Origin of the sequence: Shewanella sp. SW1 (assembly GCF_025653545.1) — a bacterium.
In the GTDB taxonomy this organism is placed as follows: domain Bacteria; phylum Pseudomonadota; class Gammaproteobacteria; order Enterobacterales; family Shewanellaceae; genus Shewanella; species Shewanella oncorhynchi.
This window is the reverse complement of the sequence record NZ_JAKKSG010000027.1, coordinates 33,831-49,931: the sequence shown is the minus strand read 5'-3', so window position 1 is coordinate 49,931 and position 16,101 is coordinate 33,831. Positions and strand designations below refer to the sequence as shown.

8 protein-coding genes are annotated in these 16,101 nt (G+C 46.7%); 6 read left to right on the top strand and 2 right to left on the bottom strand.

The features are described from left to right. Positions 1-58 precede the first annotated feature (58 nt). Complete coding sequence (locus L5M71_RS20210) at positions 59-1,180, top strand: sterol desaturase family protein (protein ID WP_263181805.1); 1,122 nt, start codon at positions 59-61, stop codon at positions 1,178-1,180. 175 nt (positions 1,181-1,355) lie between these two features. Here the strand turns inward: L5M71_RS20210 and L5M71_RS20205 are convergent, their stop codons facing one another. Then, positions 1,356-2,795: a LysM peptidoglycan-binding domain-containing protein gene (locus L5M71_RS20205; protein WP_263209442.1), complete on the bottom strand. Its 1,440-nt coding sequence runs from the start codon at positions 2,793-2,795 to the stop codon at positions 1,356-1,358. 210 nt (positions 2,796-3,005) lie between these two features. Between L5M71_RS20205 and L5M71_RS20200 the strand changes: the two genes are divergently transcribed. From L5M71_RS20200 to L5M71_RS20185, 4 genes are all read left to right on the top strand, one after another. Then, on the top strand, positions 3,006-4,343 hold the full coding sequence (locus tag L5M71_RS20200; protein ID WP_263209441.1) for a leucine-rich repeat-containing protein kinase family protein: 1,338 nt from the start codon (positions 3,006-3,008) through the stop codon (positions 4,341-4,343). A 296-nt stretch (positions 4,344-4,639) separates the two neighbouring features. Beyond that, entirely contained in the window at positions 4,640-5,854 is a 1,215-nt protein-coding gene (locus L5M71_RS20195) for an efflux RND transporter periplasmic adaptor subunit (RefSeq protein ID WP_263172830.1), read from the top strand. Next, positions 5,854-8,925, top strand: a complete 3,072-nt coding sequence (locus L5M71_RS20190) for an efflux RND transporter permease subunit (RefSeq protein ID WP_263209440.1) — start codon at positions 5,854-5,856, stop codon at positions 8,923-8,925. Before L5M71_RS20195 ends, L5M71_RS20190 begins: the two co-directional genes overlap by 1 nt. Positions 8,926-9,125: 200 nt before the next feature. Next, a complete protein-coding gene (locus L5M71_RS20185) occupies positions 9,126-10,943 on the top strand; it encodes a sel1 repeat family protein (protein ID WP_317630057.1) in 1,818 nt (605 codons plus the stop codon). Positions 10,944-11,101: 158 nt separating this feature from the next. Here the strand turns inward: L5M71_RS20185 and L5M71_RS20180 are convergent, their stop codons facing one another. Beyond that, complete coding sequence (locus L5M71_RS20180; protein WP_263209436.1) at positions 11,102-14,218, bottom strand: M9 family metallopeptidase; 3,117 nt, start codon at positions 14,216-14,218, stop codon at positions 11,102-11,104. Positions 14,219-14,627: 409 nt separating this feature from the next. Here L5M71_RS20180 and L5M71_RS20175 point away from each other — a divergent pair, with 409 nt between their 5' ends. Then, positions 14,628-15,629 (top strand): NAD(P)H-quinone oxidoreductase, encoded by a 1,002-nt coding sequence (locus L5M71_RS20175; RefSeq protein WP_263209434.1) that lies wholly within the window; start codon positions 14,628-14,630, stop codon positions 15,627-15,629. The last annotated feature ends 472 nt before the right edge of the window (positions 15,630-16,101 follow it).

Genomic DNA, 16,101 nt, shown 5'->3' with positions numbered 1-16,101 from the left:
GTGTGAATAAGCTGTGGTATGAATAACGCGAGCAATATAGGAAAAGGAGTTCACTGTGATGAATAAAGGATTTAAAGACGGTCATTTCCAAATTGGTGAAGGCAGTATTAGCGGTACTATAGCGTGTATGTTAGCGATATTATCGTTTCTGGGTGTATTGGCGTTTCATTTTCCCGAATATCTCACCACTCCAGAATTACGCCAAAGCTATAATGTCGATGTTATTCGCAGCTTAATATTTGTCGCCTTAGTGGTATCGGGCAGTTTAGGTTTATTGAATTTTATTCGAAATAAAAATAAGCGTTTCGGCTTTGTGGCTTGGGTATTTGTGAGCTTAGCGATTGCCTTTGGTGGTCATCAAGTTGAGGTCGAGCCTTTTGCTAATCATAAGGTCTCACTGGGTTTAGATTGGTTTATTTTAGACTTATTAGGCTCAACCTTAATTTTCATTTTTATCGAGAAATGGCTACCCCATAAACCAGAACAAGCAATATTGAGACCCGAGTGGCAAGGGGATTTAAACCATTTTTTGGTGAATCACTTAGCGATTGGATTTGTATTATTGGTGGCAAACCAATTTGTGCAGTCGACCTTTTCTTGGGCTATTTCCAGCACAGTGCAAAGCTTTATCGCGGGTCTTCCCTTTGTGTTGCAACTGTTGTTGATTTTATTGGTCGCCGATTTAATGCAATATGCGGCGCACCGTGCTTACCATGAGATCCCTTTCCTGTGGCGCTTCCATTCGGTGCACCATAGCGCGAAACATTTAGATTGGTTGGCTGGTTCAAGGCAACATATGTTTGAGTTGATTGCTACCCGTTGTTTAGTGCTCACGCCGATTTTTATCTTAGGATTCTCCAAAGACATCATCAGTATTTATGTGATTATCGTTGGCGTGCAGGCGGTCTTTAATCATGCCAATGTGCAGGTTAACTTTGGCTGGCTACGTTACTTAATTGTCAGTCCGCAATTCCACCATTGGCACCATGCTTCCGATAAGGCGGCAATCGACCGTAACTATGCTGCCCATTTTTCTTTTTTAGATTACCTATTTGGGACTGCAGTTCGAGGTCAGAAAGAGTGGCCAGAGCAATATGGTGTCGTGGGCGATTACATGCCTGTTGGCATGTTTAAGCAGCAATTGTATCCCCTTGGTTTAGCGAAGAAAGACACAAAATAATGGCGTGCAATTAGAATGGTTTGTTTTGGAATGATTGTCCGGGAGTATTGGTTAGGTCAACTGAGTAGTAACGCTGAGCTGTGGCGGTTAACTCTGATATTGGGATAGAAACAAGCCCAACACAGCGCTTTGGAACCGCGCTTTGTTGGGCTTTTTGCCGTTCAAACTACAATCGTTATTCGGAAATTTTCAGTTCTTGGCCTGGCTTAATAATGCTTTTGCCATTGAGCTGGTTCCACTTCATTAAGTCAGCCAGTTTAACCTTATTCTTACGGGCGATTTTATCCAGCGAATCGCCGGATTTTACCTTGTACGTGGCCGCTTTCGTTGCCGGTTTATCGGCCGATGTTGAGTCGGTGGCAGTGCTATTCGCCTTGCTTGATGGCTTACTGCTGGCTTTCTTATCGGCCTTCGCCTTAGTTTTAGTGGGTTCAGGCTCATTATCATTGCCCGCCATTGGCGTTAACAGTGTGAGCTCTTGGCCGATTTTTAGGCGGTCAGATGTCAGATTGTTGGCCTGTTTTAATGCTTTCACTGACATATCAAACTTGGCTGCGATTGTGCCTAGGCTGTCGCCAGATTTGACGATATAGCTTTGGCTGTCATAGCGTTTTTGAGCGTAGAGCTTGTCTTGATTTTCCTGATAATGACCTATGTTTTCCAGCGGTAAGGCGATTTGATATTTGCCTTTGCTGGGGATTACACCTTGGCGAAAGCCTGGGTTATAGGTTTTAAATTCTGCTTTGCTGAGCCCTGCTGCATTAGCAATCTGGCCAATATCTACGCCATTAGGTGCTGGCACTCTTTCCAAGAAAGGGCGGTTAGCAATAGGAGGGACTTTTAAACCGTAGTGGTTGGGATTTCGAATAATCTGAATAAATGCCAGCCACTTAGGGACTGTTTGTACTCGCTTAGCGGGGATACCCAGTGACCAAAAGTCCGTAGGTTTGCCCTTGGCTTTGTTTTTATCAATGGCGGCTTTGATCACTAGCTCACCGGTATTGTAGGCGGCGACGGCGTTGATCCAGTCTTTGTCTAAGGTGTCGTATAGGTGCTGTAGATAGTCGAGCACTGCATCGGTTGAGGCCAGCGCATCTTTACGGCCATCGTAGGCTGAATTCACCGTTAAGCCAAAATTACGTCCAGTAGCAGGGATCATTTGCCACAGTCCTGCGGGGCCGTTAGCTTGTGCTAAAGGGTTATAGCCACTTTCGACTATGGGCAATAACGCCAATTCTAATGGCATGTTACGCGCTTCGAGCTGGCTGACTATGTAATACAAGAATGGCTCGGCGCGATCGCCGACTTGGTTCATAAATTTTTGTTTATCATCGAAAAAGTTACGCTGTTTACGTACTTCGGCATCATCATGGACGTCAATGGTATTGGCGTGTTGGATCTTTTCCCACACGTCGCTGTACTGCTCAACTACTGCGGGTGGTGTTTGATGCTGTTGTGGCGAGTGGTCGTTATCGTTACTGACATCACTTGCTGTGGCATTGAATTCAGTGGTTGATGGGCTTGCTGATGTTGTAGCGCAACCGCTCAGTAGGGCCATTAGCATGGCAAGCATAAGCACTGTAAAAGAGTGCGTTTGGCGAAAATGTGTCCGCATGATTGTCCTGTGATGAGTTGACTGGGCATTCCATATTGGTGCACATGCTAATCTGTTTTCGAGTTTCTGGATAGCTCCCCCAAGTTTTACCTATCGTATCAAAGTTGTCTTAAGGCCGATTGTGCCGCCCTTTGATTGCAGATCCTGCGTTTAGCTTTATCGATTTATACGCTACCATAGCCGCGATTTTTCATTAATTTGGGTAGCAAAGTGCAGACGTTAGCGCAGTTAAGGGCAGGGCAGTTACAAGGGATCACACGTTTACAATTGGTTGAGGATTTAACCGAGTTCCCGCGGGAGATTTTTGATTTAGCCGATACCCTCGAAATCCTCGATTTATCGAATAATCAACTGAGCACTTTGCCCGAGGATTTACACCGCTTATCGCATTTAAAGATAATTTTCGCCTCGAATAATCGCTTTGAACATTTGCCTGAGGCATTAGGGCGCTGCACAAATTTAGAGATGATTGGCTTTAAGGTCAATCAAATCAAAACAGTGACTGCGGCGGCATTACCGCTGAAAACCCGCTGGCTCATCCTAACCGATAACCTCATTGAGACGTTGCCTGCGGCCATGGGCGATTTACATCGTCTGCAAAAATTAGCTTTAGCGGGTAACCGTTTAACAGCCTTGCCCGAGTCGATGGCCAATTGCCGCAACTTAGAGTTAGTGCGTTTATCGGCCAATCAACTCCACGCACTGCCAGCTTGGTTACTCAGTTTGCCTAAACTGACTTGGCTCGCCTTTGCGGGAAATCCATTCAGCCATACCTTAGTCGATCCCCACGCCGATGTGGCCACAGTGGCGAATGTGACTCTGGGTGATATCAAGTTGGCTGAGAAGCTTGGCGAAGGGGCTTCTGGGGTCATTTATCGAGGCGATTGGTTGAATCAAGCTATGATAGCCGCGACGGGGTCGGTGCAGATTGCGGTAAAACTCTTTAAGGGTGAAGTGACGAGCGATGGTTATCCCGCTGACGAGTTAGATTGCTGTCTCACAACGGGTGATCATCCCAGCCTTATTAAGGTCGTGGCGCACATTAGCCAGAAAGATCAATTGGGTTTAGTAATGGAACTTATTCCGCCAGGGTTTAGTAACTTAGGGCTACCACCAAGTCTTGTCACCTGCACTCGCGATACCTTTAAAGACGGTAGCGAATTTCGCCTTGATGAAGTCGCCAAAATCACACACCAGTTGGCCGATGCAATGGCGCACATGCATGCCAAACAAGTAAGTCATGGTGATGTCTACGCCCATAATATTATGGTTAATCAACAGATGAGCTTATTGTTTGGGGATTTTGGTGCGGCATCAAACTTACGCAATCTATCGACAGCAGAACGCTTAGCGATAGAAGCTATTGAAGTGCGGGCGCTTGGTTGCTTGATTGAAGATCTGTTGGCCTATGTGAGTGCCTCGATTGGCCCTCTGTACTACACACAGTTGAGTGCGATTAAAGACGAGTGCATGCAGTTAGATGTGGCTCAGCGCCCCTGTTTTGCAGATGTGAAAAAGGCCATCGGAGCCCTGTTAAAAGGTAAATAGTGGCTTGCTAATAGGCTGGCTCTACACTTGTTTCAAGTTTGCTGTATTTTATGGTTGTTTGTGTGATTTAAGTGCTCACTATTGAGTTTATCGTTAAGTTATTGTTTTGTTTGGTTGTGTAACCGAGTTTTTACTGGCACTGACTGGGATTAAGCCTATAGGCTGTATACCCAAATAACCTCAAATTGCTTAAACAGGCACTTTGGGGGGACTTGGTATTAGTTTTGGGTTCAATCCGGTTTGCTGTTGTCGGATAGGATGTCCGTTGAATAGTAAGAACGATAGGTTTGCATACTATGTTTACACAAACGATGTTTACACAAAGAGTAACTGAACGAGCACGCAGTGCATGCGATATTTCATTAAAAAGCCATTCCCATCATCTCTCAAAGGCGCCCTTATTCGCGCCTTTGCCGTTTCTACTGGCGAGTGTTTTCGCTTTAGCCCCTATGGCCGTGATGTCGGCGGACAAGGTCGATATCATCCCTGTGACGGTCGAGGCCGTTAAAGAAACATCCTTTGCCGATGTAGTGAATGAAGTCGGTAAAATCAACGCTATCGATTCAGCCACGCTGAACTTTAATGCTAGCGAAAAAATTAGCGCGATTCATTTTAGTAACGGCGACAAAGTGACTAAAGGTCAAGTGATTGCCGAGCAGGACAACATTAAAGCCAAGGCTGATTTAGACAAAGCCAAGAGCACCTTAGCACTGGCTAAAACTAAGCTGGAGCGTATCGAAGACTTACTGATTAAAGAACCCTTTGCGCTTGCTAAGCAAGATGTGGATGAGCTACGGGAAAATGTGAATCTGGCCGATGCGGATTTTCGCCAGAAACAAGCAACCATGAACGATTACCTGATCAAGGCGCCCTTCGATGGTCAGTTGACCAGCTTTAGTCAGTCTATCGGCAGTCAAATTGGTGCCGGTACGGCCTTAGTCACCCTTTATAGTTTAAATCCGGTCGAAGTGCGTTATGCCATCAGTCAGAAGGATTTAGGCAAGGCGCAAAAGGGCCAAAAGGTGAATGTGACTGTTGAGGCCTATGGTAATAAGGTATTCAAAGGGTTAGTTAACTATGTTGCCCCTGCGGTAGATGAAAGCTCAGGACGGGTTGAAGTGCATGCCGCCCTTGAAAACCCTGAGTTTAAGCTTGCTCCTGGCATGTTCGCCAACATTAAGCAGTTCTATAGTCTAGGGATTAAACGTCTATTAGTGCCGCAAAATTCGATTATTGCCAATAACGATGAACGTTTTGTCTGGCTAGTGCAGGGCGATAGCGTAGTAAAGCAAGTGGTTAAACTCGCTCAAAATACGAATGACGGTTATGCCGTCGTGACTGAAGGTTTAGCCGAAGGCGATTTAGTCGTTAAAACGGGTATGCAAAACCTCAAGTCCGATAGCAAGATCAAAGTCGTGCAGGATAGAAACACTGCAGATAAAGCGGCAACATCAAGCGCTGACAAAGGTGCTGATTCAGGCTCAACTCCAAATATTGAGGTGGCTGAATAATGCGTTTACCCGAAGTCTGTATTCGTCATCCTATCTTCGCCTCCGTACTCAGTATTATGGCTGTGTTACTGGGCTTGATTGCCTTTCAAAAACTCGATATCCAATACTTCCCTGAGCATACCACCCACTCTGCATCTGTGAATGCGTCGATTGCAGGGGCGAGCGCCGATTTTATGTCGAGCAATGTGGCCGATAAGTTGATTGCAGCGGCTTCGGGCATAGATAAAGTCGATACCATGTCGACCGACTGTAGCGAGGGGCGTTGCTCATTAACGATTAAATTCAATGATGACACCAGCGATATTGAATACACCAACTTAATGAACAAGTTGCGTAGCAGCGTCGAAGGGATTAACGATTTCCCCCAGAGCATGATAGATAAGCCCACAGTCACCGACGATACCTCGGCCACGGATTCGGCCAGTAATATCATCACCTTTGTGAACGCGGGTGGCATGGAAAAGCAGGCTATGTACGACTACATTAGCCAGCAGTTAGTACCGCAACTCAAACAAGTTCAAGGCGTTGGTGCCGTTTGGGGGCCATATGGTGGCTCACAAAAGGCGGTCAGAGTCTGGCTCAATCCTGAACAAATGAAGGCGCTGAATATTAAAGCTGCCGATGTGGTGGGCACGTTAGGCTCTTACAATGCCAGTTTTACCTCGGGTGCGATCAAAGGTAAGTCGCGGGATTTCTCGATTAACCCTTTGAATCAAGTTGAAACGCTTGAAGACGTGAAGGATCTGGTGATTAAGGTCAGCGAGGGTAAGATCATCCGTGTGTCCGATGTCGCCGATGTGGTGATGGGCGAGGAAAGTCTGTCGCCGAGTATGTTGTCTATCGGTGGACATAGTGCAATGTCATTGCAGATTTTACCGCTGAGCAACGCTAACCCAGTGACAGTGGCTTCGAACATTAAAGCCGAAATTGCACGCATGCAAAAACATTTACCCCAAGGCTTAGAAATGAACTTGGCTTATAACCAAGCTGATTTTATTGAAGCCTCCATCGACGAAGGATTTTCTGCGTTGATTGAAGCGGTGATCTTAGTTTCGCTGATTGTGGTGTTATTTTTGGGTAGCCTGCGGGCGGCATCGATCCCCATTATTACCATTCCCGTGTGCGTGATTGGGGTGTTTGCTGTGATGTCGGCGCTCGGATTTAGTATCAATGTGTTGACTATTTTGGCGATTATTTTGGCTATTGGCCTGGTGGTGGATGATGCCATTGTGGTGGTCGAGAACTGCTATCGCCATATTGAAAACGGTGAAACGCCTTTCAATGCGGCAATTAAAGGCTGTCAGGAGATCATTTTCCCTATCATTGCCATGACGTTAACGCTCGCCGCTGTGTATCTGCCGATCGGATTAATGTCGGGCTTAACCGCCGATCTGTTTCGGCAATTCTCCTTTACCTTAGCAGCGGCCGTAATGATCTCTGGCGTGGTGGCGTTGACTTTGTCGCCTATGATGAGCGCCTATCTTATCAATACCACTGAGCAACACCCTAAATGGTTTAGCCGAGTCGAGAATGCGCTGCAGCAGTTAAATCATTTGTATATCAATGAGCTGAATAAGTGGTTTGTCCGCAAGCGTTTGATGTTTGGTGTGGCTGTGGTTTTGGTGGGTCTTGCGGGTATTGCTTACTGGCAATTACCCAAAATACTCTTGCCTGCGGAGGACTCCGGCTTTATCGATGTGGCGTCTAATGGCCCTACCGGTGTCGGTCGGCAGTATCATCTCAATCACAATGCTGAGCTTAATGGCGTGATGGACGAGCATCCCGCGGTTGGGGCTAACTTGTCCTATATCGAGGGAGAGCCTGTGAACCATGTGCTACTCAAACCTTGGGGTGAGCGCAGTGAGGGTATAAATGATGTGATCAGCGACTTGATTACAACATCAAAGGAAAACGTTTCTGCCTATAACATGTCGTTTAGCATTCGCTCAGCAAATAATCTCAATATTGCCAATAATTTGCGTTTAGAGCTGACGACCTTAGATCGGAATAAGGACGAACTCAGCGAAACCGCCGCCAAAGTGCAAAAGTTACTCGAGGATTATCCTGGCCTGAATAACGTAGGCAACTCAGTGCTGAGGGATCAACTACGCTACGATCTGTCTATCGATCGCAACGCCATTATCCTTTCAGGTGTGAGTTATGGTGATGTCACGAATGCACTTTCTACCTTTCTTGGCTCAGTGAAGGCGGCGGACTTACATGCTACTGATGGTTTTACTTATCCTATTCAAGTGCAAGTAAACTTAGACAAACTGAGTGATTTTAAAGTGTTGAATAAGCTGTATGTCACTTCTGAATCTGGGCAAGCACTGCCATTGTCGCAATTTGTGTCGATTAAACAGACTACGGCAGAATCTAACATTAAGACGTTTATGGGTCTTGATAGCGCTGAATTGACGGCAGATATTATGCCCGGCTATTCAACTGATGAAATCAAAACCTACTTAGATGAACAATTACCGACATTACTTAATGATGCCCAAGGCTTTAAATACAATGGCGTGGTGAAGGATCTTATGGATTCGCAGGCGGGCACTCAGTCGCTATTCTTGCTGGCATTGGTGTTTATCTATTTGATTTTGGCTGCGCAGTTCGAAAGTTTTGTCGATCCCTTAATTATCTTACTGACAGTGCCCTTGTGTATTGTCGGTGCGTTATTGACCTTAGCCTTGTTTGGCCAGAGTGTGAATATCTATTCGCAGATTGGTTTATTAACCTTAGTGGGGCTAGTGACTAAACACGGTATCTTGCTGGTGGAGTTTGCCAATAAGCAACAAGACCAAGGTTTGAGTGCGATTGAGGCGGCGCGAAGCAGTGCCAAATCTCGTTTAAGACCGATTCTAATGACGTCTTTAACCATGATTTTAAGTGCGATTCCTTTAGCCTTGGCATCGGGACCAGGCTCGTTAGGATTAGCTAACATAGGTTTAGTCTTAGTCGGAGGTCTGTTAGCGGGCACTTTCTTCTCGTTATTTGTAGTGCCTGTGGCCTATGTCGCTATGGCTGAATTGAAGGCCAAGGATGTGCTTGCTAGACTGCGAAGTGCTTAAGTTGAGTTTTATGCGCTGAGGTTTATCGAGCCTAGACTGAGAGGCATGGGTTCAACTTGCCTGTAAATACGTTATGATTTAAGCCAACGGCTAAACGCGTTGGCTTAATTTTTTGTCGATAACTTAATGATCTTTGTTGTATTTAAGCGAGTGTTTAAGTGCGAGTGGATTTGCCTCATCAGCGACGGAGAGCTGGCATTATGAGTTTGTTACATTGCTTTCATAGGGCTTTTTTATATTTGGCTTGCTCGGCTGGATTGATGTTTGCCTCTCCCGCCATGGCCTCTTTTTGGGATTCCTTATTTCGTAGTGAGTTGCCCGTCGATCAAGTGACTGCACCTGTAGACAGTCCGCGTTTCGAGTTTGTTGGTGTATTACCTGCTAATACGCAATTAGAACTTGTCGGTTATTACGTCTCATCTGTTTGTACTCGAAAGGAAATCCGTTTTCCCAGTGGTGATATTGCTAATCCATACCGCGCGACATTCGAAGAAACCTCAGTGCTGCGGCAAGTGATTAGCAGTGGTAGCAAAGCGAGTGAGTTTTCGCTGCCCTTAGCTTTAAATGGTGGCGGCGATTGTCAGTGGCGGCTTGAGGATTTAATGCTCGATGTGACAATACTGCCGAACCATCCGTTGTGGCAAAGGGCTAAAGCACTTAAACAACAATACCTTGCTAAGTTGCAGCGCACTTCTGTTGTGGATGCGGCACAAGTTGCTAGCCAAACTACGTTGCCGACTCAAGTGTCACCCCACGATGATTTTTATTTAAGTCATGAACTTAATATCGATCCAATTTATGCGGGTAGCGAGGCGGATAATTCGTTGCTTGCGACTACGCCATTATCTTTAGCGCCAGTTTACTATCCAGTATTTATTCATTCTCCTAAGGAAGACAAACCCTTCGAGGCTAGGCTGAAAAGCAGTTTGCAGCAAATTTCTAGCCTATGGGCTAGTCCTTATACTCAAGCGGTTCGTCGCGGTGATGAGGCTGTGATGCGGGTGAATTTTAATCCACAGATTGCCGAACAGTATGAGGTCAATGTTTGGTATCAGCCTGATACGGTTGAGGTGAATTATCCCGATGGCACTCAATATACTTATGCTAACGGTGATGTGGAATTGTATGCCTATGGTAAACCTGAATCACAAATCAATACCTTAGCTCAGAGTTCAAAGGCTACTGATAAACGATTGTTAGCACGTATCTATGAGCTTGGACACGCCTTACCCAAGGATAAAATTAAGGCACAGAAATATTACCGTGAAGCCGCTGAAGCTGGCGATATTGAGGCGCTGCATTGGCTGCGAGATCAAGCGGGTTACGCGGGGCGTGCCGATGAAAAGATCTATTGGCTGGAGCGCGCCGCGAGCTTTGGCGATAACGCGGCAAAGCTTGAGTTAATCCGTTTACCTTTATCGGTTATCGAGCGTGGCTTGGTTAATACAGGTGCGGATAAGGTCCATGAAACGCAAGCATGGCAGCAGTTAAATCAGCTAGTTGACCAAGGGTTGCCTGAGGCAAGAAGTCTGATGGCGTTTTATCAAGTGTTATCTTGCTCCCCTTACTTTAATGCCACAACGGCATTGGAAAATTATCGCCAAAGTGTTAAAGCTCAACCTGATTTAGCGCGAGATGCCGCCGAAACCTATTACTACTTTAAAGAGGATTTTGAGCAGAGCGAGGAGTTTTGGATCATTGCCGCCGAGCGAGATCTTTACGCCGCCGCTGAACTTGCCAATATCCTGCTATTGGAACCTTATAGAGATACGGTTAACGCGAGATACTGGTTAGAAAAAGTGACAACCTTGGGTGCCAAACAAGGCTTGCAGGCGGATATTCTAGGCAATGCTTACTTTCAGTTCGCAACCCTGTTAGATAAAGGCGAGGGTGGACCGGCCGATGCTAAAGCAGCGTTAACGCTTTATCAGCAGAGCATTGAAATGGCAGAGCGGTTTTCAAACGACTATGCAGCAAGGGCCAAGGAGAGAGTGCAAGTGCTCGAAGGGATGCGCTAATAACGTATTGTCGCTAAAGACTCTGTGACGTCAGTGTCGCTTATTCAGCTTATCTTCAATAAAAATCCCTGCCGAAGCAGGGATTTTGCTATTTATTCAAATGCTTGATTTATGCGTAATGGCTAAAACTGCTTATTTAAGCGATGCGAGTCATCAAACTAGCGTAAATCAACCTGCAGTGCGACACCTGAACTCTGAGGCTCACTTTGCACTGTGATGTAATACCAACCCACGTTTGGTGCATTGACTGTGATGCTTTCCCGCGTGTTGGCGGGTGTCACAGAGGCTGCATCGAAGTGTTGAGCATTCGCCCAAGTCGTCCCCGAAAACAGGCTAACATCACCACTGCCGTGGGCGGAGTTTATACTTAGCTGATTCGTTCCCTCTGGTACCCAAAGGTAATAATCGTTGCGCCCATCTGCGGTGCAGATGGCTTTGCCTGAACTCAGCTCACCATGACTCAAGGGGGATTGAGTCGCGCAGGCATTGGCAATGAGCACCGGATCGGGTGTGTTACTCGTGCCTGTGCTTAAGGTCAGTGTTACACCGCTAAACTCAGTGGCAGTATCAATCGTGATATAACGCCAGCCACGATTGGCGCTGAAGCTAAGCGACTCTTGATTTCCTGCTTGATCGCTCTTTGCATCGGCATTATCTGCGTCGGCCCACTGACTGGCATTGAAGTAAATATTGGCATCCCCAGAGCCGCCCTTAGTGGTGACAGTAAACTGAGTGTTATCTTCCTCAACCCAGAAGTAGAAGCTGTTACGCCCGCCACTGATGCACTCATTTTTGCCTAGGGTGAGCTTACCGTAATCTAAGGTCACTGCGCCGCAATTGGCTGGTGGCTCAGGATCCACGCCGCCATCTCCCAGATCGGGATCAACATCAGCGAACAGCTCAGTGGTGCTGACTTGCATATCAACGCCGCCAAAATCTCCCGACAAGGTAATGTAATGCCAATATTCGTCAGGGTTTAACTGCACTTTAATGACTTGATAGTTACCGTTGCCTATCCCCGCGCCTTGGTTTTGCTCAGGGCTTGCCCAGCCTCTAGAATCGAAATAAATGTCGGCATCCCCCCAACCACCGCCAATCTTGATCCAAAGCTCTTGGGCTGTGCGATCGGTATTGGTGAAGCTGAAACTGGCGCGGCCGAGTTTTGAATCGATACATTCCATCGGCACATTAATTTTCAGGCTGGCCGATTCAGTGTAACGGTAGGCTTCGTTAGTCACTTGGCAAGGCGAGTAATCCTTACTGATTGTGCCCGCGGGTCCTGTCCAGTTGCCTTCGCGGCCACTGGGCTCAGCGTCGACATCACTCGGGCCCTTATCGACTATGCCATCGTCAGCCGTGCTTAAACCACTGGTGAGCCAACCCTGCCATTCGTTATCGTAACGTGTGCCGATATTATCCATAAAGGCTTGATATTCTGCATATTGATCGTTGCGTAGGTAGGCTAGAATCTGTCTCACATCGTCCCTGTGGTGTTCAAACATAAAGCGCACCGCTAGATAGCCCCAGCGATAGATGCGGTCTTGGCCAGATTCATAGTTGTTTTTGAATATGGTCGACAACATATACTCACCTGTTTCACCCATGGCAATGGCCGCAGGGTTTGCGTCACGGTAAGAGATGTATTCCGCGAGGCCTTCAATCCACCAAATGGTATTGGCCGAAGTGCCACGACTAAAATCACCAAACAGGTTATAGCGTCCATCGAGGTAGTGTACGTATTCATGTTGCAGGTTCCAGACGTGGAAATCTGGCGTGCGCCATTCGGCTTCATAGGCGATGAAACGTGCCTGATTTTTGAGTCCAGCGGGCGAACCTTCTAAATACATGCCGCCATTGTCGGTACTGATACCAAAGATACTGTTGGCTAAGGATTTATACTCAGACGAACTGCCGAAGATCACTAGCTCTAAGTCATCGTTGTTATCCTGCCCCACGGGTTGCATGCCCGTTTCGAGTTTACTGTGGAAATAGCTTTCTTGGCTGGTCAGCACATCACAGGCCCATTTGGCTTGATCTTGATAGAGATCTTGGGCGCGGATCTTGAGACTGTCGGAGCATTTCCAATTAAAAGGTAAAGCATCGGCTTCTAACTGCGCCTTAAAACCACAGATATTGTAATCGTTACAATGGCTGCGATCGTAATAGTCTGCCATTTCTGCCGCCGCGTACCAAAGCACTTTGCTCGGTTCGGTTTTGCTGGTGCTGCTGAGGATGTTTTTGACCAGCTGGGTCACTCGCGGGCGCATGGCGTCAATGTAATACAGCCTAGATAACTCTTTAACTGAGTTGACCAAAAGATACTCTGCATTGGTGCCTAACAAGTCGCGATGTTCGAGTTGGAAGTTATTTAGCGCATCTAAAATCTCTTGATCACGCGCGAACAGCGCCTGCATGTCATCATTCCATTGAGCGCGAAATAAGGTGGTAAACACTGAGTTTGCTGCGGCGTTCATGGCGAAACTGGCTTGCCAATTAGCATCATAGTCCGTAAGCACTTTGATAGTGACATGATTAAACTCGGCGCCGAGCTCGGCTGAGTCAATCAGGATTAAGGCTTCTTTCAACACACCAGCATTAGCATCGGAGACAGTCCAAATCGCAGCGTTCGCAAATAAAGCATTAAGGGCAGATTTTAAGCTGACCTTAGCAGCATTGCTGTAAGCGGGCACATCATTTGGGCTGTAAAACTGCACATAAAGGGCGGCACGAATAAAGTAAATATGGGACTCAAGATGCTGAATATCGACCCCAGTGTAGTCCTTTGCTTTAGTGGCAATGGCGTTGGCCACACTGATCACATTGGCCTCGCTAAATAGTGCGGTCGCGCTACTGCCTTTGAGGCTATAGAGTTTACCGACACATTCGGGAGTAGATTGGCTCAGTTCATTGACTAGTGCCTGACCTGATTTCCCAACAAAGTCACTGCAGTCGCTGACTTGCATCGCGGCGCTACGATTCTGCAACTTAAGTGGGGGTTGCTCCGAGACCTCTATCTGACGTTTTTGGCGTGAATGAATCTTAGGCTGCTCTGTCATCGTCGGATCATTAGGGGATGCCATCAATGGCGTCTCCCGCAGTAGCGGTCTATGTGATTCAATTAAGCTAATTGGTGCAGAGGGCGGTGGCGGGACGGGTTGAGCTGGTGAACTGTTTGGTGTGTTGTTGCCTAATGGGGGGCTTGCATGAGTGTTATGGGCAAGAACGGGAGTTGCAATCGCTAAGCTAATTGCTGCGAAGAGTAGTGTGTTTTTCATTGTGTATCCGTAGTTATCTAGTCTGCAAAGCAGATCTTCCTTGGGCGTTATTTGATGCATTTAACACAGACTTGCATCAAACCTCATTGGATTATTTGCGTGATAACAATAGCGCGACAAACATCGCAGCCAGCAAATAATGCCTCAGAATAATGGCTGTAAGTTTTTAATATATCTAGTATTTGTCATAATATTTTTTTGATACATCTTTTCTGTTCAGCTTAGGTTCAGCTTTCAGTTCAAATGGTTAACGTCAGCCGCTTGATTTAGTGCGATGGAATATAGAATGGAATAACTGTGGCTATTTGGCTTGAAATTGCGCTAGCTTAGCCGCATTAAGGTTTAGCAAACGAACCGTTTAAGCATAGCAATCTGCTATTAGGTTGGTGCCATTCTCACAGGAGCTTTTATGTCAGCTTTACCAAGCGAGTACACCCATATTCATGTTGAGCAACCTGGGGCGCCCGAGGTGATGCGGCTATCGTGCTCGCCTTTGCCTATCCCTGCGGCGGGGCAAGTGTTGATCCGCGTACATGCAGCAGGAGTGAATGGCCCCGATGTTAAACAAAGGGTGGGCGCGTATCCACCGCCACTGGGTGCATCACCGATTATTGGTCTTGAGGTTGCTGGGGATATTTGTGTCCTCGGTGACGGCGTGAGCCAATGGCAAGTTGGCGATAAGGTATGCGCCTTAGTGCCGGGCGGTGGTTATGGCGAGTATGCACTGACCTATGCGGCCCATTGTTTGCCGATCCCGACGGGCTTTAGTTATGTGCAGGCGGCTGCGCTGCCAGAAACCTTCTTCACCGTATGGGGTAACCTGTTTATGCGTGCGGGACTGAAAGCGGGCGAGACGGTACTGATCCACGGTGGCTCAGGTGGCATTGGTAGTACGGCTATTCAGTTGGCCAGTGCGCTGGGTTCAAAAGTGATAGCGACGACGGGACAGGATGAGAAACGCGATTATTGCTTGAGTCTTGGCGCCGCTGAAGTCATCAACTATCGTACTCAAAACTTTGTTGAACCTGTGATGGCACTCACTCAAGATAAGGGCGTAAACGTGGTATTTGATATCGCGGGTGGCGATTTTATCAATCTCGACTTACAAGCCTTAGCGATGGACGGGCGTATGGTGTCGGTAGCTATGCAACGGGGGCCTAAGGCCGAGGTCGAGATTTTCCGCCTGATGGCAAAACGTATCATGTGGACAGGGTCGACCCTAAGACCGCAGAGCGTGGAGGCCAAAGCAGCCATTGCTGCTGAATTATTGGAGAAAGTTTGGCCGTTGTTAAACGCCCATAAAATTGTCCCCAATATTTTTGCAACCTTTCCATTAGCACAGGCCGCTAAAGCCCATGCTTTGATGGAGTCGGGTGAGCACAGGGGCAAAGTCATACTGACTGTCATTTGAGCTAGGCATACTGGATTTTGCAGCGACATATTTGCTTTAAGTCGCTGCCATTCGAGTCAATCTAGAAGACATTCTGACATCATAGTGGCTTAGTCATTGTTCGGTAAATATGAGTTTGTAGCGCTGTAATTAAATCTTCATGGATAACCTTGATGGTTAACTTTACAGCAACCTCGAATTGTTAACGTTGATGACTCATCAAACACCATAGATATGATTGCTTTTTCTTGGGAATAAAACTTGCCGCGTCGATTTTTTAGACTAAAGTCGTTAATGATTAAACTTTTTGGGTACTTTGGCAGAAATTAATACGTAATTAGTGAAAATTTCATGGTATGAGGCATTGATTATCGGAAATATTCTGTAAAAATACCCAGTTGAAAACGTCAGAGACTTTCAGGCGCTATTCGTGGATCAAAGCAAGCGATGCTTCGCTTATTCAGGCTAAAAAACTCATGGTGTATGTGTTGAT